Genomic DNA, 24,236 nt, shown 5'->3' with positions numbered 1-24,236 from the left:
GAATGATGCCAGCTAAATCCGGGCAGCGCGGTTTTCGTACCAATACGTCGCCGCTGTCCATAAATGAGAAGGACTATCAGAATATTTCACAAAAGCATGAGCCCTCGAGAAAAGTATTTGCCAATTGTGTGCGCGCTTTTCTGGTTGGAGGCGGGATCTGTGTGATTGGACAGGCGATTCAGGAGGCTTTTATGGCAGGGATGCACATATCAGCCAAGGAGGCCGCCCCGCCGACCTCATCTATGATGATCTTGCTGGCGGTAATATTAACCTGTATCGGGGTTTACGATAAGGTTGCCCAATGGGCGGGAGCGGGAACCGCTGTGCCAATTACAGGCTTTGCTAACTCCATGTGTTCGGCTGCATTGGAATATCGTTCTGAGGGACTGGTGCTCGGAGTGGGCGCGAATATGTTCAAACTGGCAGGCTCGGTTGTCGTATTCGGGGTGGTGGCTGCATTTATCATAGGCGTTATATATGCCATCCTTGGTGTAGGAGGCAATCACTTATGAGAAGACAGGGAGGACAAACCTGGAAGTTTGAATCGAGACCGCGCATCATTGGAAGTGCCACTGTTGTGGGCCCGGATGAAGGAGAGGGGCCGTTGTCCACAGATTTTGATTATATTTATGACAATATAGAAATCAACGAGAAAACGTGGGAAAAAGCGGAACGTAGATTGATTGAGCACTCTACAGAGCTGGCGCTAATTAATGCCAATTTGAACAAAGAAGAAGTGCAGTTTTTTATTAGTGGTGATCTAATGAATCAGATTGTCAGTAGCTCCTTCTCAGCTAGCAAGCTGGCCATTCCCTATTTGGGTGTTTTTGGAGCATGCTCAACATCAATGGAAAGCTTAGCCTTAGCCGCACTTATTGTGGACTCAGAGGCCGGTGACTACGTGATGGCGGGTACGACTAGCCATAATTGTACTGTGGAAAAACAATTCCGCTATCCTAATGAATACGGATCGCAGAAGCCTCCTACGGCTCAGTATACTGTTACCGGTTCCGGCGCCGCAATAGTGGGCCATGCCAAGTCAGGGACGGTGGTGGATTGTGCTACCATTGGACGTGTAATGGACATGGGCATTAAAGACCCCTTTAATATGGGTGGAGCCATGGCTCCCGCGGCTGCGGATACGCTGTTGTCTCATTTTCGAGATACTGGCCGTGACCCTAGTTACTATGACCTCATTGTAACGGGCGATTTAGCTTCTGTGGGGCTACCGATTGCCAAGGAGTTGCTCAAAAAAGATGGGTTTGATATGAATCAGACGGAATTTAATGATTGCGGTTTACTGATTTACGACATTAATAAGCAAAAGAAAGTCATTTCAGGAGGCAGTGGTTGTGGCTGCTCGGCTGTTGTAACCTACGGGCATTTGTTGAAGCGGATCGAAAAAGGAGAGCTACAAAAGGTACTGGTGGTGGCGACTGGAGCGTTATTATCTCCTTTGACTACACAGCAGGGTGAGAGCATTCCTTGTGTTGCACATGCTGTAGCTTTTGAGGCGGGAGGAACAGTATGATATTTCTATGGGCTTTTTTAGTGGGTGGTGCCATTTGTGTCGTGGGCCAATTGATGATGGATGTGTTCAAAATGACGCCGGCACATACGATGAGTACGTTGGTAGTTGCAGGTGCAATTGCTGATGCTGTTGGGATATACGATCCGCTTATTAAATTTGCAGGGGCGGGTGCGACCATTCCAATTACCAGTTTTGGTAACTCACTTGTACACGGCGCATTAACCGAATTGGAGAAGGACGGATGGTTGGGTGTCATTACAGGGATTTTTAGTCTGACAAGTGCAGGGATTTCCTCTGCGATTATTTTCTCTTTTCTGGCATGCTTGTTTGTTCGTCCAAAAGGAAGCATATAAAAGCAGCGTACTTTAGATTTGACATCGTAAGATAAATAATTGTATACATGTGCCCTTCGGATCTAATGACCGAAGGGTTTTTAATTGTTCTGCACATGAGAGATCGAAAGAAGGATGGAGTTTGAATAATATGGGCAGGGGGTTAAGTGTACTCTGTGCCTACCTTCATGTACAATAATAGGAAACAGGTTGCTATCTAGGAGGTTTACAGAGCTATGCCCGTACGTCAAGAATCTGTGCAGATTGTATCTGCAATCCGTTCTAATCTGGAATCATGTATATTAGGTAAATCCTTTGAAATAAAATTACTGCTTACGGCTATGCTGGCGGGTGGACACATTCTGATCGAGGATGTTCCGGGTACGGGAAAAACGCAAATGATCAAGGCTCTTGCCAAATCCATGCGCGGTGATTACCGCCGTGTTCAATGTAATCCTGATATTCTCCCGAGTGATATTACAGGGGTATCCATATTTCATCCACGGGACGAGCGTTTTTATTTCCGTCCGGGTCCTGTGATGACTAATATTTTGCTGGCGGATGAAATTAACCGAGCGACGACGAAAACCCAGTCAGCTCTGCTGGAGGTTATGGAGGAACGCAGTGTGACGGTGGATGGGGACACTCATATGTTGCCTCATCCTTTTATGTTGTGTGCGACACAAAACCCGATTGATTTTGAAGGCACTTATATGCTGCCGGAAGCACAGTTAGATCGTTTTATGCTCAAAATCAGCTTGGGTTATCCTGATATGGAGACGGAGCGAAACATGCTGCTCCATCATCAGGCAGGCCAGCCAGCAGATCGTCTGGAGGCTGTAGCTCATATGGAGCAGATTGCTGACATCCAGCAGGAAATTAGAGGGATTTATATGGACAAAGCAGTGACGTCCTATTTACTTGATATCGTACGTGCGACAAGAGAACATCCATCTGTGCTGCTGGGAGCTAGCCCCCGGGCGGCGCTTGCTTTTGTAATGGCTGCGAAGGCATACGCTTTTCTGGACAACCGTGACTATGTGCTGCCTGATGATGTGAAGGCGCTGGCACCTTATGTGCTAACGCATCGTTTGTTGCTGCGTCCCGAGGCGCGCCTGGATAGTTCCAATGCCCAGTCCGTGCTGGAGGCTGTCCTTCGGCAGGTACATGTACCCGTACGAATGGAGCGTCCTTAGGGAATGAATATGGTCAAAAGGAAGCGCAGGCTTCCCCGGCTGTCAGGCCGCATCTGGCTTCTGATGGTCATATGGGGAGTGTGCCTGCTATATTTGTTGTTTCAGGGCGGCAAGACGTCGGTCATGCTGTTGTCTATGGTTACGCTGTTAATCGTTTATTTATGGATCGTTGGTTTGAGCGGAGTTCGCCGTGTGCAAGGCTCCCGGCAGCTTTCGCAAGGCTCGGAGTTTGGAGAACTGCTGCATGCAGGAGATCAGGTGCATGTAAAGCTGAGCCTCAGCATTCCTGGATTTCTTCCGTTACCCTATGTCATTGTCCGTGAGGTCCTTAAGCGACATACAGGTGAGACCTGGTCGTTTGAGGATAGTGTCATTCCCAGTCTAAAAGGGGGCGGTCAGCTTACATTTCAGACTCCCGCTTTAGAGCGAGGAAGCTATCACTTTGAGGAAACGGAATGTGTGAGTGAGGATATCTTCGGTCTGTTGGAGCACAAAGGCAGCTTGAACGCACGCGGTGAATTTCGGGTTCTGCCCCGAACGGTATTCATTCCATATTGGCAGATGAATGACCGTCGCTCAAAGATGTCTGGACCGCAGACCGTTCAAACTCGAACGCGGCGTGAAACGACACAAATTAACGGTGTACGGGATTATGTATATGGAGATCGGTTTTCGCGCATCCACTGGAATGCGACGGCGCGTACAGGTAGCTGGAAATCCAAGGAGTTTGAGCATGAGACCGTTCCTAAAACGATGCTTGTGCTGGACGTACACATGAAGCATTATGTGAACGCCGAACAGTTTGAGCTAGCTGTATCCTCTACCGCTTCATTGCTGGAATATGGTGGACGGGAGCGAATGGGGGTTGGATTGTGCACAGCTGGAGAGAAAGGCACCGTCTTTCAACCAAGTGAGCAGACAATGGAACGACAACGAATGATGCATCACTTGGTAGACATACACACCACTTCACAAGGTAGCTTGAAATCCGCTGTAGAAAGCAGTGTGCGCCAGTTTCCGCAAGGCTGTTATTTTATACTGATTAGTCCGCTGAAGGATTATCAGGCGATGGAGCTTCTTCGCTGGGCCGATACCCGGGGGATGACTCCGTGCCACGTTTATATCGGAGAAGGTTCTGCTGAGGGAGAAGCTGAAGAATGGATGAGCATGCTTCGTGCAAGAGGAATCAAGGGCTACGATGTTGAGAGCCTTGAGGAGCTCCCGGCTGTAATGGGGGGAGGAACACTATGAAGAGCTGGTTACAATCGTTAAAGGGTTCCTGGGCCCCCGCTTTTACATTTTTATGGATTATTATTATTGCCATGCAATGGGTTTCTTTTGCTTCCGAATTATGGCTGGAAGAGACAAGAGCACTCGTACTAATGACCATTACAATGCTGGCTCTGGTGAAGATTGTACTACCATTTCGTCCTTGGATTGAATTTATTGTTAAGGCGGCGGTGCTGTTTTTTATTTTGTATCGGACATTGGTGTCTTATTCAATCATTATCCCCTTCGGAGGGGTAGCCAATCGCCTGGACCAGTTTATTTCCAATATGTCTCCTTATATTTGGTTTTCCCTCATTGCTTGGCTAGTTATTGAAATGGTGCCGCTCATCGTTACAACGAAGCAGCGGATTCTTGTTTTTGTGGGTATTAACATTGCCGCGCTGGCAGTGCTTGATTCCTTCACGCCAACTGTGCTGTGGGAGGAGGTTGCTTGGATCGTCTTTGCTGGTATGGGTTGGCTGGTGACACAGCATCTGCAGTATTTTCGGCAGCATTATCCTCAAGGATGGAAGCATATTCGGCGCTATCCATATAAAATAGTAGCCAATATTGCGGTCATTTTTGCGCTCATTATTATGGCCGGTGTCAATATGCCCGAGGTACAGCCCGCTTTGACGGATCCCTATACAGCGTGGACCCAGAGAAATAGCTCAACTACCGCCGGGATCAACAATGGATCTGGGGCACTGGATCAGCGGATGAACACTGCATCGGGTTATAGTCGCCAGGATAATCGGTTGGGGGGAGGTTTTAATTTTGACTATTCTCCTGTCATGACCATCACGACCACTCAACGAAGCTATTGGCGGGGGGAAACGAAACGAACCTATTCCGGTACAGGCTGGAGTGACAAGGGCAACGATGATCAAACGTTAAACGATGTTCCAATGACCGCAGAGCTTGAAAACACACAAGAAACGCGGCATTCGACTGAGCAGGTCGTTCAGACCATTACGATGCAAAACGACCAAAGCTATCCTGTTCTATTTGGCGCTTATTCGGTGCAGCGTGTTCAATCGGTGGACAGAGATTCACGGGCAGACGGGTTACGTTGGAAGCCGGAACAGGCGGAACTGCTTTGGAATCCATCCTCCCGAAGAACTGCTTATCCTAAAACGTATACTCTGGTATCGCATGTCCCTGTGATCCCTGAGAAAGAGCTACGCACAAAAACTTTTAATGAGTTGTACGGAAAAAACAAACAGGAAGCCTATCTACAAATTCCAGATGAGTTGCCACAGCGGGTTCGTGATTTGGCTCAGAACGTAACGTCAACGGCGAAAACGCCATATGAAAAAGTCGGATTACTACAGCAGTATTTGCAGCAAAATTATGCATATACGAACAATCCGGATCTCTCACGGAAAAGAAGCAGAGATTTTGTGGATGCCTTTCTGTTTGAGATTCGGGAGGGCTATTGCGATTATTATTCCACCTCATTAGTCATGATGGCTCGCTCCGTTGGGGTTCCGGCCCGTTGGGTTAAAGGGTATGCACCTGGTCAGCAGACGTTTTCAGATGATGCAACAACGGGTGAAGGTGACGAAAATATGTCCTCTTACTCCGTGACAAATGCGGATGCTCATTCCTGGGCGGAAGTATATTTAGGTGAATACGGTTGGGTTCCTGTAGAAGCAACGCCTGGCTTTGATATGCCGCTGCTTACGGAACAGGAGGATTCAAAGACTCCAGAAGCCCCAGAGGTTAAAGATCAGTCTGAACCGGAACAGCCTGAGCAGACCCCGCAGACTAATCCGGAGGAAGCTTCAAAAATTCATCCTGTAATTATAGGTTCTGCTGCTGCAATTCTGCTGTTGTGGGCTGCTTATGTCGTCTGGCGTAATCGGGCAGACCTTCACTTTTACCTGCTGCGTTTACGCAGAGGTAAGCCGTTGACTCCGGATGAAAAGGTGGTCGTCGAAACTGAGCACTGGTTAAGGTACATGCGAAGAAGGGGATTTGTCCGCGCCAGTCACGAAACACTGAGGGAATCAGTTGATAGATGGTCGCTAGAAGTACCGGAACAGGCTTCAATTTTACATCAGCTGCTTGGACGATTTGAACAGGCGCGTTATAGTCCCTCATCCGTAACCGCAGAAGATTGGCATATGGTTCGCAAGCAAGCCTCTCTGTTACACAAAGAAGGCTGGATAAAACGTCTATTTTAATCTTTAGCTATATATTTAGTGAAAAAGCTGTCCGTTTGTTGCGGATAGCTTTTTACTAAGCCATAGTAATATGGTATAGTTTGTCGTATGAAACTGAGGTGACCGACGTTGTTTGAAATGCTGATGCCCAAATTACGGGTGAATACCGTCTTTGATATTGATCTTGAAGGCTTATATGCTCAAGGATATCGCGGCATTATTACGGATCTGGATAACACGCTGGTCGGCGCAAAAGCGCCGAATGCAACTCCCGAGCTGGTGGCCTGGTTTGAGAAGGTCAAACAGGCGGGTTTTAAGCTTGTCATCGTGTCTAACAACAATATGGACCGTGTATCCGTGTTTGCTACGCCTTTGGACATTGAATTTATACATGCCGCACGGAAGCCCTCCAACTCGTCTTTTCGTAGAGCCATCCGTATGATGGGGCTGACTCCGGAAGAAACTATTATGGTCGGAGACCAAATGTTGACGGACGTATTGGGAGGTAACCGACTGGGGTTGCATACGGTGTTGGTGCTACCGATATCCATTCATGATGAAGGAGTCATGACTCGATTTAATCGGCGGTTGGAGCGAATCGCGCTCACAAGGTTACGTAAGAAAGGCTTATGGCTTGAGGAGGAAAAGAAGAATGACTGAAAGACCTGACGGCGGCACTGCCGTCAAATGTAGTGGTTGCGGTATAACCGTGCAGACCACTAGCCCGGAGCTTCCGGGATTTATTCCTGAAAAATTGCTTACTCGCGAACCTGTCATCTGTCAGCGTTGTTTCCGAATCAAAAACTATAATGAGACGTCTTCAGTGACGGTGGATCAAGATGAGTTTTTGAAGCTGCTCAGCCAGATTGGCGACAAGGATGCACTCGTTATCCACATTGTAGATATTTTTGATTTTGAAGGCAGCTTGATTTCCGGTCTGCAACGCTTTGTAGGCTCTAATCCGGTTATACTGGCTGTAAACAAGACCGATTTGCTGCCTAAGGTAACGAATTGGAACAAGATACGTAACTGGGTACAAAAGCAAGCGAAGGAGCAAGGGCTTCGCACGGAAGAAATCGTACTGTGCTCAGCTAAAAAAAATCAGGGCTTTGACCGTCTTTTGGATGTGGTATCTGAGCTCCGTGGTAACCGCGATGTATATGTGGTTGGAGCGACAAATGTGGGTAAATCCACGCTCATTAACCGTTTGATTCGTGATTATAGCGACATGGAGCAGGAGCTCACAACGTCCCGTTACCCGGGAACTACACTCGATATGGTGAATATTCCGCTCGACGACGGCAAGCACATTATTGATACTCCGGGTATTGTATACCCTTGGCGATTCAGTGAGATCGTCTCCCGTCAGGACTTGAGCGCTATTATGCCGGACAAGCCGCTGAAGCCTGCTGCGTATCAGCTTGATGCCGGACAAACATTGTTTTTCGGCGGTATGGCCCGATTTGATTTTGTCGACGGTCAGCACCAATCTTTTACCTGCTACATTAACGGTGGTCTTAAGATACATCGCACGAAGCTGGAGCGAGCTGATCAGTTGTTCGCTGATCATGCCGGGGAATTGTTATCTCCGCCAACACGCGATCAATTGGCAGAGATGCCGGAATGGACAAGACATGAGTTCCGCGTGCCACGAAAGTCTCCATCGGACATCTATATTTCCGGCTTGGGATGGATCAGGGTAAATAGCGAGAACGGAGCTCTGGTTGCGATTCATGCTCCTCGGGGAGTCCGTGTGCTTTTGCGGCCTGCGTTGATATAACGTTGCTGTAACCATGTTATAGGGCGGCAAGGAACAGGTACTGTACTGGTTCCTGCCGCCATTCATGTATTTGTGCGGCCTAATATTTTGCAATATGGGGGAGAGCGACGATGAACAGCGGGGAGTCTGAAGCGACTGAACAAGGTCTTGTACTATTGGGCGTATTGGGTGATCCAATCAAGCACTCCAAATCGCCTCTTATGCATAAAATAGCTTTGCAGGCAGCGGCGATTGAAGGAGATTTTGTACCTCTTCATGTAAAACCGGATCAGCTGGAAGATGCCATGAAGGGGATTCGCGCTTTGCATTTCCGCGGAGTCAATGTGACGATTCCCCATAAAGTCGAGGTTATGAAATATCTGGATGAGATTGATGAAGGTGCCAGACTCATTGGCGCTGTCAATACGATAGTAAATGATAATGGACGGCTTAAGGGGTATAACACGGACGGAATTGGCTACGTACGTTCCCTCAAAGAAGAGACTTCTGTTGAGTTGAAGGGAGCAAGAATTGCTGTGCTTGGAGCCGGAGGGGCTGCTCGTGGCGTGATTCATGCTCTGTTGGAGGAGCAGCCGGAATCGGTCATTATTTTGAACCGAACACGTGACAAAGCTGAGCAACTGGCATTAGAGTGGACGACGGAAGCGATCCCAGTGAGGGGTTATTCCAACGAGGATGCCAAGAGCGTGCTCGCCACAGTGAATGTTTTGATTAACACAACCTCGGTGGGAATGTCTCCTTTATCGGATGAACTTCCACTGGAAACGAGCTTGATTCCGGAGGGAATCATTGTGAGTGATTTGATCTACAACCCGTTGGAAACGAGACTTTTACAGGAAAGCCGTGAACAGCGCGGCTGCACTGTACATGGGGGCTTGGGCATGTTCGTGTACCAGGGGGCTGTGGCTTTTGAGTATTTTACAGGGGTTGTCCCTGCTGTAGAGCAAATGAGAGCGGCTGTGCTGAGTAGCCTGTCGTAAGTAAGAGGGTACATTAAAATTATGGAAATGCTGCATTGCATATGTGGCGACGAAGGGGTTAAATATACATGTTAACAGGTAAACAAAAAAGATATCTGCGCTCAATGGCGCATCATTTGGACCCGGTTTTTCAAGTAGGCAAAAACGGTACGAATGAGCATCTTATGCGTCACATCAACGATGCGATTGAAAAGCGTGAGCTGATGAAAGTACAAATTTTGAACAACTGTTTGGACGACAAGCATGAAATTGCGGAAGAACTGGCCGCGGAGACAGGTTCTGAGCTTGTACAGATCATCGGGAGCACTATTATTTTGTACAAAGAATCCCGTGACCATAAGGAAATTGAGTTGCCTAGAGGATAACATGCGGGGAGAAAATTATGAAAATCGGTATTATGGGTGGTACATTTGACCCGATTCATATTGGACATCTGCTGGCTGGAGAAGCGGCAAGAGATGCCTATGGGCTAGATCAAGTATGGTTTATGCCTTCTCATATTCCTCCGCACAAGCATCAGGCGGGGGCGAGCGGTAAAGAGCGTCTGGAGATGACGAGTGAAGCGGTGGCGGGTCATCCTGCTTTTGAAGTGCTGGATATTGAAGTGCTTCGCGGGGGAGTATCCTATACCATTGACACGATCAAGGAGCTTCAGGAGTTGCATTCTGCTGTGGATTTTTATTTTATTATTGGTGCGGATATGGTGAACTACTTGCCTCATTGGCAGGGAATTGAGGAACTGGCGCAGCGAATTTGTTTTATTGGTGTTCGGCGACCAGGATTCCAGCTTGCAATGGATGAGTTGCCACATTATTTGCAGGACAAGGTACTGTTGGCAGATATGCCAGTGGTGGACATTTCGTCCACGGATATTCGAGAGCGTGCTGCGGAAGGGCGCACTATCCGTTATCTTGTGCCTGATCGAGTGCATGACTATATTACAAGGGGCGGTTTGTATGAAGTACAGCCGTGAGCAATTAATGGAAGCCGTATCTGGTCAAATGCCTGAAAAACGCTGGAAGCACACACTAGGTGTTATGCATACCTCAGTGGAGCTTGCGAAGCGTTATGGAGTAGATCCGGATAAGGCCGAACTGGCGGCTATTTTGCATGATGTAGCGAAATATTGGCCTGTTCAGCAGATGGAAGAGGTGATTCGCAGTCATCCCGAATGTGATCAGGAGCTTTTGGAACATGACAAGCAGCTCTGGCATTCAGAGGTAGGATACTGCGTTGCAGCAAGAGATTACGGAGTGGATGATTCTGAAATAAGGAATGCGATCCGCTGGCATACGTCAGGACGCGTAGGTATGAGCCTGCTGGACAAAGTCGTGTGTCTCGCTGATTACATCGAACCGGGACGGGATTTTCCCGGGGTTGAGCATATCCGCAAACAGGCAAACAAAAGTTTGGAGCAGGGCCTTGTCGCTGGATTTGACTCCACAATTTCATTGTTGCTGGAGAAGAAAAAGGTTATTTTTCCACTGACAGTCTTGTCGCGCAATGACTTGATTCAACAACTAAAACAGAGAAAAACGGAGGTTCATGAATGACCCTAACTAATGAGCAATTAATGCAAACAGCGGTTGATGCCGCAAATGATAAAAAAGCAATGAATATTGTCGCACTGGATTTGCGGGGAATATCACTAGTAGCTGATTATTTTGTCATCTGCCACGGTAATTCGGATACACAGGTACAGGCGATTGCAACAGAAATTCGCAAACGCGCTCATGATGAAGGTGTAACTATCAAAGGAATCGAAGGGATGGATTCCGCCCGTTGGGTTCTAATGGATTTGGGGGATGTCGTAGTGCATGTCTTCCATCGCGACGAGCGCGAATATTACAACATTGAACGACTCTGGTCGGATGCTAAGGTTGTGGAAAAGGTATGAGTTTGATCGCCGGTACTTATGTCACCATTATGGTGGATCGTGAGGTATCTCCTTTCGGCTACTTTCTCACTGTTGGTGAGCAGGATGTGCTGCTGCACTATACGGAGCTGACACGTGAAATTGAAGTTGGTGAACGGTTGGAGGTATTTATTTTTCACGATACAGAGGACCGTTTGGCCGCAACCATGAAAAAGCCGTTCTTGTCGTTGGGCGAAATGGCTAAGCTTGAGGTGGCCGATGTGCATCCGCGTTTGGGTTGTTTCCTGGAGATGGGATTGGGTCGTCAGCTTTTGCTGCCGATTCGTGAGTTGCCAGAAAACCGAGATTTGCATCCTCGGGTGGGCGACTACGTGTATGCCATTATGGAGCATGACAAGCAAGGCAGATTGCGGGCTAAGCTGGCAGGGGAACAGGAACTGGCTCCGTTGTGCTTCCACGCCCCTGATTCGTGGCTGAATACGTGGGTGCAGGCGACTGTGTACAAGCCGCTTCAAATGGGCACATTCGTTCTGGTGGACGGAGGTGTGCTTGGTTTTGGCGCGATTGGGATGATTCACTCCTCAGAACGCAACCGGATGCTTCGCTTGGGCGAAGAGGTTAAGGTACGGGTCACGCTTGTTCGCGAAGACGGTCGGGTCAATCTGGCAATGTCGCCACGCAAGGAAGTGGGCCGTGATGAGGATGCGGATCGATTGATTGCTTTTCTGAAAGAGCGTCCGGGCGGCGGTATGCCTTACTCCGACGCAACACCGCCGGATATTATCAAGCAACGGTTTGGTATTAGTAAATCCGCCTTCAAGCGTGCGATGGGCAAGCTGATGAAGGAAGGAATGGTTACACAAAAGGAAAACTGGACCTACCTGGTGGAGAAAATGCCGAAACCGAAGGACGGGAATGGGGAATAAAAAATGGCTTCTTACCGGAAGTTTGCCTATGTGTATGATGAGCTGATGCAGGACATGCCGTACCCGGACTGGTTGCGCTTTGCACGGCAGGCTTGGGATCAGTACGGGATGCCGCATACGGTGGCCGAGCTGGGCTGCGGAACGGGTTCAATTACGATTCCCCTGGTTAACTCAGGGTTCGAAGTGGCTGGAATCGACTTATCCTCTGACATGCTGGCAGTAGCCCGTCGCAAAATGGAAACCACTCCACAGGGACAGCGATTGTTTCGTGAGGGAAGCGTTCGCTGGATACAGCAGGATATGAGAGAATGGATTTTACCCGAGCCTGTGGATTCTGTAATTTCTTTTTGCGATTGTCTGAATTACTTGTTGGAGGAAGAAGATATCATTTCTACTTTTCGCAGAACGCATGTTGGTCTGAAGCCTGGCGGAACCTTTTTGTTCGATGTGCATCATCCCCAGACGTTTTTACGTTATGATGAAGAGCAGCCTTTCGTACTGGACGAACGCTCTATCTCATATATCTGGACATGTGCGTTGGACACTCCCCGTTGTGAAATTGAGCATCATCTTAGTATCTTTGCGAAAGCAGAACATGAAGGACGCGATCTATACCAGCGTTTCGAGGAAATACATGTACAACGTGCCTATGACCCAGACTGGATGAAGGCAGAATTGTCCAAAGCGGGTTTTCGCGATGTGAAGGTATATGCGGATTTTGAATGGGTAGAAGCAGAAGATGACGCGGCGAGACTGTTTTATGTTGCTGTAAAATAGCAAAGATTCATTGAACGAATATGGGAAAAAAAAGACGCTTTTCATGATGACATGAAGGGCGTCTTTTTGCACTTATATATTCACTTTATAGTTCAACTGAAGCTCATCACCCGGTACACCCCGAATGCCCCAGTTCTGTTTGGGTGTTTCAAATATAGTAATCTCAAGATCCTGTGGAGAAATACCCAAAAGATCGTTAATTCTTTGGAATAACAGGCTAATGAGTTGCTTCTTAGCTTCTATCGTTCTGCCTTCAAAGATACTGATTTCAATAATGGTGTACGCCTCAGAGCGACCATCGGCATATATAAAATCTTCCTGATCCATAGGAAAAAAACGATGAAACCTCTTGTCAGGAGGATATTTGAACGCATCCACCACAGCAGAATGAATCACCTCTGAAAGTTGCTTTTTGATTGGATTTAGAGTCTCTTTTATTCCGTAAATTTTAATTTGTGCCATGTCTCAGCTCACCTTTCTTATCTCAACTCATCTCAGCTTGAAGCGATTTAACTCGGAATTATTATAAAACATTCGTATGCATGTGTCATGAAAATTTAGTATGGAGAGGGCTCTTAACACCAAAGGTAGTCCTTATTTGACTTTTTTCGCGGTTTTCAATATAATAGTGCCATTATTAACGGTTAAACAATCGCTGATGAGGAATAGTAGCTTTGTCTGGACATGTAGAGAGCCGGCGGGTGGTGCAAGCCGGTTGACAGCACAAAGTGAACTCGCCTCGGAGATATGCGTCCAACGCAGGAACGCCCTATACTGGTGCTTGTATCCTGTTATTAACCCGCATCGGATCACCTCCGTTATCAGGTGCAAAGGGAGTAGAACGCGAAGAACGCTTTCTGCTAACTAGGGTGGTACCACGGGAATATAACCTCTCGTCCCTAGCGCTGACACGCTACGGGATGCAGAGGTTTTTTTGTTGCATACCGTTTGAGGAGGAAAAGACAATGACAGACACACAGCCGAAGCACGGCTATCAACCGCAAAGTATTGAACCAAAATGGCAGAAATATTGGGATGAGAACAAGACGTTCCGCACCGGGGAAGAACCGGGCAAACCGAAGTTTTATGCTTTGGATATGTTTCCGTACCCATCTGGAGCCGGCCTGCATGTAGGCCACCCGGAGGGCTACACAGCTACGGATATTGTTTCACGTTATAAAAGAATGCGCGGCTACAACGTACTGCATCCGATGGGTTGGGACGCCTTCGGTCTGCCTGCGGAGCAGCATGCGCTGGATACAGGGGAGCACCCACGCGAAATTACGGTGAAAAACGTAAATAACTTCCGCCGTCAAATCAAATCGCTCGGCTTCTCCTACGACTGGGATCGTGAAATCAGCACGACGGATCCTGATTATTACAAATGGACACAATGGATCTTCATCCAGCTGTACAAGCGCGGCCTTGCATATGTAGCTGAAGTACCTGTGAACTGGTGCCCAGCGCTGGGAACGGTGCTGGCGAATGAAGAAGTTATTGACGGTAAGAGTGAGCGTGGCGGTCATCCGGTCGTCCGTAAACCAATGCGTCAATGGATGCTGAAAATTACGGAATACGCGGATCGTCTGCTGGATGATCTGGAGGAACTGGATTGGTCTGAGAGTATTAAGGATATGCAACGGAACTGGATCGGTAAGTCTACCGGGGCAGAGGTTCGTTTTCCGATTGAAGGCTATGACGAGCAACTCACAGTATTTACAACTCGCCCAGATACACTGTTCGGCGCAAGCTACTGTGTGCTGGCACCAGAGCAGGAATTGGTGGATATTATCACTACGCCTGAGCAAAAGGATGCTGTACAACAGTACCGTGAACAAGCTGCTCGTAAAAGCGATCTGGAGCGTACGGATCTGGCCAAGGATAAAACAGGCGTATTCACAGGAGCTTATGCAGTGAACCCAGTGAACGGCGAAAAGCTGCCGATCTGGATTGCTGACTATGTACTGGCAGGCTACGGAACTGGAGCGATTATGGCTGTACCTGCTCACGATACGCGTGACTGGGAATTTGCCAAGCAATTCGGATTGAATATCATTGAGGTTGTCCAAGGTGGAGATGTGGCTAATGAGCCATATACTGAGGATGGACCGCACGTGAATTCAGGCCCGCTGAATGGACTTACCAACGAGGACGCGATTCCGAAGATGATTGAATGGCTGGAAGCCGAGGGCAAAGGACACGGCAAAGTCACCTACCGCCTGCGTGACTGGCTGTTCAGCCGTCAACGCTATTGGGGCGAGCCGATTCCGGTAATTCATCTGGAGGATGGAACGATCAAAACGGTTCCTGAGGACCAACTTCCGCTCGTACTGCCGGAGATGGACAATATTAAGCCTTCAGGTACAGGTGAATCCCCGCTGGCGAACGCAACAGATTGGGTGGAAACCATTGATCCTGAGACAGGTATGAAAGCACGTCGCGAGACGAATACAATGCCACAATGGGCAGGAAGTTGCTGGTATTACCTGCGCTTTATTGATCCGAAAAATGACAAAGAGCTTGTATCCAAAGAGAAACAACGTGAATGGATGCCTGTTGATTTGTATATTGGCGGAGCTGAACATGCGGTTCTTCACTTGCTATATGCCCGTTTCTGGCATAAGGTATTGTATGATATCGGCGTAGTGGAAACGAAAGAGCCTTTTTATAAGCTGGTCAACCAGGGTATGATTTTGGGCAACAACAATGAAAAAATGAGTAAATCACGCGGTAATGTCATTAATCCTGATGATATTGTCAATACGTTTGGCGCCGATACGCTGCGTATTTATGAGATGTTTATGGGGCCGCTGGAAGCGACCAAGCCATGGAATGAGAATGGGGTAGAGGGAGCACATCGTTTTCTGTCCCGCGTATGGCGCCTGTTTGTTTCCGAGGATGGTAGCCTGAACGATAAAATTACAAATGACGGCGGTAGCGATGAGTTCAATCGTACTTGGCATAAAACGCTGAAAAAAGTAACTGAAGATCTGGATGCACTGCGCTTCAATACAGCGATCAGCCAGCTGATGATCTTCACCAACGATGCATATAAAGCAGACCTTCTGCCGCGTGCAGCAATGGAAAACTTCGTGCAAATGCTGTCGCCGCTTGCACCCCATCTGGCCGAGGAATTGTGGCAGCTGCTGGGGCACAATGATAGCATTACCTACGCGGCTTGGCCTGCTTATGATGAAGCATGGACGGTGGACGCCGAAGTGGAAATTGTTGTGCAAGTGAATGGTAAAATTGTGCAGCGTGCAACGATTGCCAAGGATCTTGATGCTAAAGCGATGGAAGCATTCGCTGTGTCGTTGGACAATGTTCAGCAGGCACTGGCCGGCAAAACGATCCGCAAGGTAATTGCTGTTCCAGGTAAGCTGGTTAATATTGTTGCCGGTTAATTGGCTTTAATCCGAAGGAGACATCTATCTTTTGCATGTCCTCTTCATATTTGTTGTGCGTTACCTGTATCAGCTCGGGAAAGACACTATGCAGGCTGATGTCCAACAGTGCGAGAGCTTCGGCGGTAATACCTCCGGGAACCGCTACTCTGGCCTGTAACTCGGCTGGTGTCATCCCGCCTTCCGTGAGCAGCTTTCCAGTGCCGATGATCATTTCACCGGCCAGAGCGCATAGCTCCGTACGGTCCATACCTGTAGCTTGAACTGCGGCTTGAATCCACTGGTCCATAAAAAAGGCCAAGAAAGCAGGACCGCAACTCGAAAAATCCGACGTGATTCGAGTATAAGATTCTTTAACCCGAATCGGCCTGCTGATGTGGGACATAAGCTCTTCCAGAAGGAAGCGGTCCTCCTCTGTAATCCGGCTTCCATGGATGCATAGTGAGGCTCCGCTGCCTACTTGGTGGGTGATACTGGGGATAATTTTGGACACTTTAGCTTTCAGTGCATGCTCTAAAATACGAATCTGCACCGGGCTTGTGATAGATACGACGATTTGCTCTTCTGTAATGACGTTGCGTATTTCATCCGTTACGGCTTTTGATTCCAGCGGCTTCACACAGATAAACAGAACATCGCTTTCCGCTGCCGTTTCACGGTTGCTTTGGACTGCATGCAAACCTGGATAACGACGGGCTAGCTCGGTTACCTTGGAATGCGTTCGATTACTTGCTGATATTTGCTGCGGCTTGAGTGCGTTAGAATGAATAAAAGACTGAATTAGCAGACTTCCCATGCTGCCAGTCCCGATAAATCCAACTTTCATTGTTCAACGTCCTCCTTTCATACTTTGCGGTATAGACGCTGTGCTGTCAGCTGTCATTCTTCTTAGTGTATGCGCCTGGTCTTGGCCGACATGACGAATTTTATGTCTGAGCATGTTAGATCGTGCCCGGGGTCGTACCACTTTATTGTAAAAATGCTCACAGCGAGACCGTATGGAGGTTGTTTACACCCTCCGGCTAAACGGGAATTGGACAGACTTGCTCTGTTTGATAGAGGCGGTGTTTTCAGTCGGCTCAATTTCTCGAATCCATGTGGAGTAGGGGACGATACGGAAATGAAACGCGTATGGACAGGAACAGCGATAACGCTTGCTGTAATCGGCAGTGGACTTATTTTATTTGCCGGAGGACAGCGTTCTGAGCCGCAAGAAGAGTGGACTTTACTTAACCATAAGGTGGAGCAGGCTGTGGCGATGGATTCAGAGCCAAATGAGTCGCAGCGCAGCAGTGACTATGCCCAGGAAAAGCCTGCTGTAAAAGAACCTTCAGACAAAGCTGAGCGCAGTAGGAATGCCGAAGCCGCTTACAAAGTGAAAAGTGATACTGTGCAGATATCTACTGGTGTATCTGCTGCTGTGAGCGGAAACTCTATTGCGGGAAATTCGAATACCGAGAAGCAGTCAGGTGTTGCAGATCCAAGCTCAGACACAGGTATTGTCAGTTCGAGTGGTGCAACGACGAGTAGGACCAATACGGTAAGTGATTCGGTTACTACACCCGTTTCCGGCGAAAAAAAGGTAAACATCAACACGGCGACTGCTGCTGAGTTAATGGAGCTACCAGGGGTTGGGGCTAAAAAAGCCGAGGCTATTTTAAACTATCGTAATCAACATGGGGTGTTCAAACGTGTGAACGATTTGGATCATGTAAAGGGAATCGGAGCTAAAATGTTGGCGAAAATGAAGCCGTATGTCAGCTTGTAACTTATATAAGAATTACAATCTACAGGCTCTGAGAACGGCAATAGCGGAAATGTTTTACGTTTTAACTTGTTTATACGGGAGAGATGGAAATGAGTGCAGATGTACGCAAGGACTGGGACACCTACTTCATGGATATCGCTTATATGGTATCCACCCGTTCGCGCTGCGCGCGGCGTCATGTTGGAGCCGTACTTGTACAAGGTAAAAAGCTCTTGGGGACGGCCTATAATGGAGCACCATCGGGGGTGCCTGACTGTTCAGAGGCAGGTTGTATGATTTCAGAGGAGTATGAGGTCGTTCACCGTGATGGGCACGAGGAAATGGTTAAAAAGCAGCGTTGTATTCGCACTATTCATGCAGAGCAGAACCTGCTGCTGTTTACTGACCGAATTGATCGTGAAGGCTCTTCAGTATATGTCACCGACCAGCCATGCTGGACGTGTGCCAATATGTTGGCGAACAGCGGTATTGTGGAGATTGTATACCACCGACCTTATCCCAAAGATGCCGACAAGGTTCGTGCTATGATGGAGGAAAAGGGCATCGCTTTTCGCATGCTGAAGACCTATCATCCACCAAAAGAAACGCTGATGGATGTTATGAATTAAAAAGTAAACGAGGAAGAACCTCTGACGAATGCTATTTTGTCAGAGGTTCTTTTTGTTTTGTGTTTTTAAACAGAAAGCAATGTTTGCTACCGGAAGGTGATCGTATTCAAGCTAAGCTTGTGTTAACTAGACCTATATTGACCCTTACTGTTTGTTGGATTACAGGAAGTGCGGGAGCATGTCTGTATTCTGGACGTATGCTTTTGTTGCTCTGGGCGGGGGTTACTCTGATCTTTCCGCTTATAGCTTTATTGATAAAAATCCCCATTCGGCATATGGTATTACTTTGGCTTGTATTCAGCGGGGGTGGATTTCATTGGTTTTGGCATGATATGCATAATGTTAGCAGTATTCCCGATGCTCTTCATGTATCGTCTTCTATGGTGGAAGACATGCCTGTTCAAGCAGCAGGGTTTATCGCTTCTGAAGTACAGGTAGATGGTGATCGAACACAGTTTGAGATGAGAGTTACTTCAATCAATCACTTCGGAAATCATTCGAACAAGGACGAGAATCGTGCACCAATTTCTGAACAGGTCATTGTTCATATCAAGTTGGCTGCCAAGCAGGAACAGCAACTTGCGGCAGCATGGCAACGTGGAGATGCGATCCTACTGTGTGGCACCTTAAAGGCTCCTGCAAAAGCGGGGAACTTTGGTGGCTTTGATTACAGTGAATACCTGCACACACAGGAAATCCACTGGCTTTTCAAAGGCGATGGGGCAGCCTCGTTACAGAAGCAGGATGCTTCACTATGGAACCGCTACACTTTGTTCAGGTGGAATGACCAGCTTAGGGAGCAGCTAGGACAGAGAATGGAACTGGCATTTACATCGCTTCATCACGCAGGATATATGAAAGGACTGGTACTTGGGGTAACAGATGAGTTGGACCCAGCAACCTATAACGAGTTTACGCAGCTTGGTTTAACGCATATTTTAGCAATATCGGGCATGCATGTGGCAGTATATGCAGCTACACTATTATATCTACTCAGGCTGTTACGAGTTAGCCGCGAGACATCTCTTACGGTCGTGATGATACTCATTCCGGCTTATGTCCTGCTGACTGGTGCTTCTCCCTCTGTTGTGAGGGCAGGAATTATGGCGATGATCGGCTTGTTTGCAGCCCGACGAGGGTTGCTCAAAGACGGACTTAATATTCTAAGTATATCCGCGCTGCTCATGCTGATTTGGAATCCAAATTATCTACTTAGCGTCAGCTTTCAGCTTTCCTTTTTGGTGACAGGTGGGTTGCTCATTTATATGCCGCTTATGAAGCCTTTTTTCGCCAAATGGCCTCTCCTGATCGGCGGTGAGGTTGCGATTACAATTACGGCACAGCTTGTTTCGTTTCCAATGACGGTATTCTACTTTAATCAATTTTCGCTGCTATCATTTGTGGCCAATTTTGTGCTTGTACCCCTTATTACATATATCGTCCTTCCATTGGGTACGGTGGCGATGGGAGTTGCCTTTTTGTGGGGGGATGGGGCTCACATTTTTGCTTGGCCGGCAGAGCAATTGAACGATTTGACCTTTTTACTAGTAAAATGGCTGAATGTGGATGATGCTTATGTGAGTATTTGGCCGTCTTCCTCCATTCTGTGGGTCATAGTGTATTACGTAGCTTTGTACAGTGTTTTGTACTGGCTCACAACGTGGCTGACATCCCGCAGAAAAACGAACGACATTACCGTCTTGGACTCTACTCCCAATTCATCAACTATCTATACAGGATTAGCAGCTTCTTCAGAGTGGGCGGCTATATTGCATACGGCTCTTGAACCTGAGGGAGCAGGGAGATTTGTACGTCGACAGTGGAATGGTTATCGTCATTTGGCACTGGCTCTAAGTGTTATTGCTTGGCTTGGAATATTGTATACAGGTTACCAATCTCATGGTGAGGGGAATACGGGAATTGTTCAATATCTGGATGTGGGCCAAGGTGACAGCATTTTAATCACAACGCCGGGCGGGAAACATATCTTGGTTGATGGCGGGGGGACAATGGACTTTGCAACAGGGAAAAATGCTTGGCGCAAGCGTGCAGATCCCTACGAGGTAGGTAAAGATACGCTTGTACCCTTACTAAAGCAACGAGGTGTGCATCGACTAGATGCTGTCATTTTAACACACGGAGATCATGATCATGCCGGAGGATTACAAGCTGTGCTTGACCAGATTCCCGTATCTACCTTGTTTTTTAATGGTACCCTGACAGATAAAGCTCCATTCCGTAAGCTGTTGAACACGACTTTAGATAAGCAGATCAAGCTGTACGGGGCACATCATAGCATGGAATGGGAACCAGACCAGGCTACGAAAATCCGCTTTCTCTATCCGTTTACGCTACCGGATAACGAATCTGAACAGCTGCCTGTTATGAAGGAACAAAATCATTACTCTGTTGCCATGATATTGGAGATGGAGGGAGCCTCCTTTTTGTTCACAGGAGATATGGATGATGCAGCAGAGTCATTGTTGCTTGCTGAATTAACCCCTTCTTCATTCCGTTTGAAAGATGAGGGAGCAACGGGAGGGGCAAGGAAAGCTATAGATGTCATGAAAATAGCACATCACGGCAGCAAGTATTCTACCTCAGAAGAGTGGTTATCCTACTGGCGACCGAGAGTATCTGTCATTTCGGTCGGTGCGACCAATACTTACGGACATCCGAATGAAGCGGTATTGGAACGTTTGTCAGCAGTTGATTCTGCTATATATCGAACCGATACGATGGGAGAGATACAGATTCGAGCACAGCAAGGAAAACTGAGTGTGCGGTACCAACGCAAACAGTGCAAAACAGATACGAATACAACAACACACTAAAACGGGTGCTCACTCTTAAGAGTGTGTTGTTTGCTTTGAATCCAATCTACATGGACAGTAGCTGTAAGCTTTGATAGAATCAAATGAGTTATGAAAATGAGAATCATTATTAATAGGGGGAATATTGTGAGTTATTTTAAATTTAGAGCTTCAGCTTGTTTGTTCATCATTTCGTTAATGCTGGTATTGAGCGCAATGCTACAAGTGGGGGTGAGACTGCAACGGAAAGCGGTCAATCGGCTGCTGCCAAGACCACATCAACTGGAGATGAAGCTGCCACGCGTACATATGAAAGTGATAAAGGTACAATTACTCTTCTTATTTAATGTTGGGTATTAGAGGTGATGGAGCAGCCAAGGAAAAGATATTTTATCTAAAAGCGTGTGAAGAACCTTTCTGCCGTTAAATCAGGTAAAGTATATCAATACTCAATCGAAGATTTTTATTTTCAAGATCCGATTGCTCTGACTTATCAATTAGAATGCATATCGGATTTTTTGATTTCCAAGAAGTAACAATATGATCTTGCAGCTCGATAGGCTAGCACTTAGATGTAGTAGGAGCTAGGGGAAGGTGACTACCTTCCCTTTTTCTGTTATTCTAAGGGAGGATACGCTGGGGATTCTGGGCTTTTTGGTATAATTTTTTTTGTTGAAAAAATAAAATTAGTGTCAGACGTCTATCCTGCAACAATTTGTAAAAGGGATACGTCTGTAATATTGCAGGGAGAGGGGGATCCTTTGTGGTAGAGCAGGGACTCATTCGAGCCGCTCAATCGGGCGATCGCGACGCTCTCATTACCCTATTAAGAGAGATAGAACAGCATGTGTACCGTACGGCATATTACATTCTAAACAATGAGCAGGACGCCATGGATGCTTCACAAGAAGCCCTCATACGGATCTATTCCAAAATTAACTCTTATGAGGAAAAAGCGCAGTTTAAAACCTGGGTCCAACGCATTGTAACGAATATATGCATCGACAAATTCAGAAGAACGAAGCCCTCGGTTTCCATTGACGAGCACGACATGATATTCAACGATCCCCAAAATGTGGAGGTCGAGGTGTTGACCTCTTACATGGCACAGGATGTTCGTGAGGCTATACAACAGCTTCCGGAGCACCACCGGACGGTAATTGTCTTAAGATATTTGCAGGATTTCTCCTATAACGAGATTGCAGATTCTCTGGATTTGCCGCTAAATACGGTCAAGTCATACTTGTATCGTGCAAGACAGCAATTGCAAGGGCTACTTCAGGAATATCAGAAAGGTGGTGTATCAGGATGAAGTGTGGGGAAGAGGTGATGGATTGGATGCAGCGTTATGTGGATCATGAGCTGGGCGAAGAAGAGACGTCCCAATTAATGAACCATATTGCGACTTGCCCGGACTGTGCGGAAAAATTTCTTATTCTTCAGACACTCTCTCGCGAGCTGGAGGAATTGCCTGCGGTTTCCCCGGCGTTCAGCCTGGTGGATTCCATCATGCCTCAGCTTGATGCCATTGACCGCGCACGTGAAGAGCAGGGAAGTGCGCTTCAGGAAATGCAGCCTGTGGCTGTAGAGCCTGGACCAGTGCCTAGACAACGTACCCAGCCTATACCTTGGTGGAATCGAATGGCTGGGCGCGCTGCTATGGGCGTGGCTGCCGCTGCTGTTGTACTGGGGATTGTAGTATTTAACTTCGAGCCTAAAACAGTACAAGATGCGGAAGGCATACTTACTACCCAGTCGCCCGAAGTGACGAATCCGCAGAATCAGACGGAAACTCTTCCAGGTACAGCCAATGGCAGTGGAGGACATGATGCAGCCATTGGTTCGGATTCTACAAAGCAGCCGTCGGAGCAGGGGCAAGAAACGGATGCATCTCAGCCACCTGCGGATAAAGATCCTGGCCTGAGCAAACAAGGTGCAACTAATACAGACGATGAAAAGAACTCTTCCAAACGGGATGCTGGGGAACGTGACGATCAGCGAGCTGGGGAGGAAGATTCGACGAAGTCTGCACCAGCCGAACATTCTTCTCGTCAGGATGAAGGGCATGGACAGCTACGTACGGATCGTCAGGTGACAAAGGAAAATCCGTCTGCTGGAGATGCTCCTAAATCTGAGGACAAACAGCTAAGTCAGGAAAAATCTGATCAATCCACGATTGCTCCTGATGAACAGTTGGAACCGAAAATGGAAAAAGCACCCCTAGCGGGTACTGCTCAGGACGATAATAATGGTAACACAAGTACGAATGATTCATCTTCGTCGCTTAGTCAGGATTTGAAGGTACAGGATCGAATTGCGTCAAATGAAGCGTCGAAAGAAGCGACTTCCAGAAGCATCACCAAGGATTCGGGCAATGCCTTGGGAACGGATAGCAGCAATGCAGCTTCTAATGATCAGCAATCATCCGTGTCACAAGACCCGGTTCGTAAAGAAGGCTTTGTATCTAATTCACTGGTCTCTCCGGACAACAATAATGCTTCCAACTATAGTGCCCAATCTGCCTCTACAGATCAGCTCAACTCGCCTGATGGTAGCTATGCGGTGGCTATTGAGGGCAAAAAGCTGAAAGTGTATAAGCTTTCCGATAACGGTGTAGACCGAACAACACTGGAAGTCCGTACTCTAAAAGGTGCCTGGGTCAAAGGAAGCTGGTCGGAAGACAGCCAGACCTTTATGTATGAGACGGAGCAGGATGGGACTGCAAGTAAATATACGTACACCGTTCCGCGCAGCACTGGAAAATAGTTTCCGTAAGTTGACACACTTTTAAAAACAGGGAATAAACTA

25 protein-coding genes and 1 other annotated feature are annotated in these 24,236 nt (G+C 47.5%); of the genes, 23 read left to right on the top strand and 2 right to left on the bottom strand.

Translation table 11 applies throughout. From position 1 onward, the window contains the following. Positions 1 to 5 precede the first annotated feature (5 nt). The 15 genes from spoVAC (at position 6) to MKY98_RS17260 (ending at position 12,835) form a co-directional block, all read left to right on the top strand. Positions 6 to 512 carry a stage V sporulation protein AC gene (spoVAC, locus tag MKY98_RS17330; protein WP_029515384.1) on the top strand — a complete coding sequence of 169 codons (507 nt, stop codon included), beginning with the start codon at positions 6 to 8 and terminating at the stop codon, positions 510 to 512. After that, positions 509 to 1,531, top strand: coding sequence for a stage V sporulation protein AD (gene spoVAD, locus MKY98_RS17325; RefSeq protein WP_029515383.1), 1,023 nt, complete (start codon positions 509 to 511; stop codon positions 1,529 to 1,531). The genes spoVAC and spoVAD overlap by 4 nt, the downstream gene beginning before the upstream one ends. After that, a complete protein-coding gene (gene spoVAE, locus MKY98_RS17320; protein WP_013311204.1) occupies positions 1,528 to 1,884 on the top strand; it encodes a stage V sporulation protein AE in 357 nt (118 codons plus the stop codon). The genes spoVAD and spoVAE overlap by 4 nt, the downstream gene beginning before the upstream one ends. A 215-nt stretch (positions 1,885 to 2,099) precedes the next feature. After that, positions 2,100 to 3,059: an AAA family ATPase gene (locus MKY98_RS17315; RefSeq protein ID WP_039272322.1), complete on the top strand. Its 960-nt coding sequence runs from the start codon at positions 2,100 to 2,102 to the stop codon at positions 3,057 to 3,059. Positions 3,060 to 3,062: 3 nt separating this feature from the next. Further along, positions 3,063 to 4,310, top strand: coding sequence for a DUF58 domain-containing protein (locus tag MKY98_RS17310; RefSeq protein WP_069010447.1), 1,248 nt, complete (start codon positions 3,063 to 3,065; stop codon positions 4,308 to 4,310). Next, the gene (locus MKY98_RS17305) at positions 4,307 to 6,517 is read left to right on the top strand and encodes a transglutaminase TgpA family protein (RefSeq protein WP_069010448.1); all 2,211 of its coding nucleotides are present in this window, start codon (positions 4,307 to 4,309) and stop codon (positions 6,515 to 6,517) included. The genes MKY98_RS17310 and MKY98_RS17305 overlap by 4 nt, the downstream gene beginning before the upstream one ends. Before the next feature lie 108 nt (positions 6,518 to 6,625). Beyond that, positions 6,626 to 7,156, top strand: a complete 531-nt coding sequence (locus MKY98_RS17300; RefSeq protein WP_013311200.1) for a YqeG family HAD IIIA-type phosphatase — start codon at positions 6,626 to 6,628, stop codon at positions 7,154 to 7,156. Beyond that, complete coding sequence (gene yqeH / locus MKY98_RS17295) at positions 7,149 to 8,276, top strand: ribosome biogenesis GTPase YqeH (protein ID WP_069010449.1); 1,128 nt, start codon at positions 7,149 to 7,151, stop codon at positions 8,274 to 8,276. Before MKY98_RS17300 ends, yqeH begins: the two co-directional genes overlap by 8 nt. A 110-nt stretch (positions 8,277 to 8,386) precedes the next feature. After that, positions 8,387 to 9,256 (top strand): shikimate dehydrogenase, encoded by an 870-nt coding sequence (aroE, locus tag MKY98_RS17290; RefSeq protein WP_029515378.1) that lies wholly within the window; start codon positions 8,387 to 8,389, stop codon positions 9,254 to 9,256. Between the two features lie 68 nt (positions 9,257 to 9,324). Beyond that, the gene (yhbY, locus tag MKY98_RS17285) at positions 9,325 to 9,621 is read left to right on the top strand and encodes a ribosome assembly RNA-binding protein YhbY (RefSeq protein WP_013311197.1); all 297 of its coding nucleotides are present in this window, start codon (positions 9,325 to 9,327) and stop codon (positions 9,619 to 9,621) included. A 17-nt stretch (positions 9,622 to 9,638) separates the two neighbouring features. Further along, a complete protein-coding gene (gene nadD / locus MKY98_RS17280) occupies positions 9,639 to 10,229 on the top strand; it encodes a nicotinate-nucleotide adenylyltransferase (RefSeq protein ID WP_029515377.1) in 591 nt (196 codons plus the stop codon). Then, a complete protein-coding gene (gene yqeK, locus MKY98_RS17275) occupies positions 10,213 to 10,809 on the top strand; it encodes a bis(5'-nucleosyl)-tetraphosphatase (symmetrical) YqeK (RefSeq protein WP_069010450.1) in 597 nt (198 codons plus the stop codon). The genes nadD and yqeK overlap by 17 nt, the downstream gene beginning before the upstream one ends. Then, complete coding sequence (gene rsfS / locus MKY98_RS17270) at positions 10,806 to 11,153, top strand: ribosome silencing factor (protein ID WP_013311194.1); 348 nt, start codon at positions 10,806 to 10,808, stop codon at positions 11,151 to 11,153. Before yqeK ends, rsfS begins: the two co-directional genes overlap by 4 nt. Next, positions 11,150 to 12,058, top strand: a complete 909-nt coding sequence (locus MKY98_RS17265; protein WP_029515375.1) for a CvfB family protein — start codon at positions 11,150 to 11,152, stop codon at positions 12,056 to 12,058. Before rsfS ends, MKY98_RS17265 begins: the two co-directional genes overlap by 4 nt. A 3-nt stretch (positions 12,059 to 12,061) precedes the next feature. Further along, positions 12,062 to 12,835 carry a class I SAM-dependent DNA methyltransferase gene (locus MKY98_RS17260; protein WP_029515374.1) on the top strand — a complete coding sequence of 258 codons (774 nt, stop codon included), beginning with the start codon at positions 12,062 to 12,064 and terminating at the stop codon, positions 12,833 to 12,835. Positions 12,836 to 12,907: 72 nt separating this feature from the next. Here the strand turns inward: MKY98_RS17260 and MKY98_RS17255 are convergent, their stop codons facing one another. Next, the gene (locus MKY98_RS17255; RefSeq protein ID WP_029515373.1) at positions 12,908 to 13,297 is read right to left on the bottom strand and encodes a tautomerase family protein; all 390 of its coding nucleotides are present in this window, start codon (positions 13,295 to 13,297) and stop codon (positions 12,908 to 12,910) included. A gap of 184 nt (positions 13,298 to 13,481) precedes the next feature. Next, positions 13,482 to 13,739 (top strand) — a binding site (T-box leader). 61 nt (positions 13,740 to 13,800) lie between these two features. Between MKY98_RS17255 and leuS the strand changes: the two genes are divergently transcribed. After that, positions 13,801 to 16,239: a leucine--tRNA ligase gene (gene leuS, locus MKY98_RS17250; protein ID WP_069010451.1), complete on the top strand. Its 2,439-nt coding sequence runs from the start codon at positions 13,801 to 13,803 to the stop codon at positions 16,237 to 16,239. Here the strand turns inward: leuS and comER are convergent. After that, entirely contained in the window at positions 16,220 to 17,065 is an 846-nt protein-coding gene (gene comER / locus MKY98_RS17245) for a late competence protein ComER (RefSeq protein WP_029515371.1), read from the bottom strand. The genes leuS and comER overlap by 20 nt on opposite strands. Positions 17,066 to 17,359: 294 nt before the next feature. Here comER and MKY98_RS17240 point away from each other — a divergent pair, with 294 nt between their 5' ends. From MKY98_RS17240 to MKY98_RS17210, 7 genes are all read left to right on the top strand, one after another. After that, the gene (locus tag MKY98_RS17240; RefSeq protein WP_069010452.1) at positions 17,360 to 18,007 is read left to right on the top strand and encodes a ComEA family DNA-binding protein; all 648 of its coding nucleotides are present in this window, start codon (positions 17,360 to 17,362) and stop codon (positions 18,005 to 18,007) included. A gap of 89 nt (positions 18,008 to 18,096) precedes the next feature. Then, positions 18,097 to 18,615 (top strand): deoxycytidylate deaminase, encoded by a 519-nt coding sequence (locus MKY98_RS17235; RefSeq protein ID WP_069010453.1) that lies wholly within the window; start codon positions 18,097 to 18,099, stop codon positions 18,613 to 18,615. A gap of 178 nt (positions 18,616 to 18,793) precedes the next feature. After that, entirely contained in the window at positions 18,794 to 18,946 is a 153-nt protein-coding gene (locus MKY98_RS17230) for a hypothetical protein (protein ID WP_256026030.1), read from the top strand. Next, positions 18,876 to 21,449 carry a ComEC/Rec2 family competence protein gene (locus MKY98_RS17225; RefSeq protein ID WP_256026029.1) on the top strand — a complete coding sequence of 858 codons (2,574 nt, stop codon included), beginning with the start codon at positions 18,876 to 18,878 and terminating at the stop codon, positions 21,447 to 21,449. Before MKY98_RS17230 ends, MKY98_RS17225 begins: the two co-directional genes overlap by 71 nt. Before the next feature lie 126 nt (positions 21,450 to 21,575). Further along, positions 21,576 to 21,788, top strand: coding sequence for a hypothetical protein (locus MKY98_RS17220; RefSeq protein WP_069010454.1), 213 nt, complete (start codon positions 21,576 to 21,578; stop codon positions 21,786 to 21,788). A gap of 403 nt (positions 21,789 to 22,191) precedes the next feature. Continuing rightward, a complete protein-coding gene (locus MKY98_RS17215; RefSeq protein WP_013311184.1) occupies positions 22,192 to 22,740 on the top strand; it encodes an RNA polymerase sigma factor in 549 nt (182 codons plus the stop codon). Beyond that, positions 22,737 to 24,194 carry an anti-sigma factor gene (locus MKY98_RS17210; RefSeq protein ID WP_069010455.1) on the top strand — a complete coding sequence of 486 codons (1,458 nt, stop codon included), beginning with the start codon at positions 22,737 to 22,739 and terminating at the stop codon, positions 24,192 to 24,194. The genes MKY98_RS17215 and MKY98_RS17210 overlap by 4 nt, the downstream gene beginning before the upstream one ends. The last annotated feature ends 42 nt before the right edge of the window (positions 24,195 to 24,236 follow it).

The organism is Paenibacillus sp. FSL M8-0228 (genome assembly GCF_038007385.1).
In the GTDB taxonomy this organism is placed as follows: domain Bacteria; phylum Bacillota; class Bacilli; order Paenibacillales; family Paenibacillaceae; genus Paenibacillus; species Paenibacillus polymyxa_D.
The sequence above is the reverse complement of the archived record's forward strand: the minus strand, read 5'-3'. Positions and strand labels throughout refer to the sequence as shown.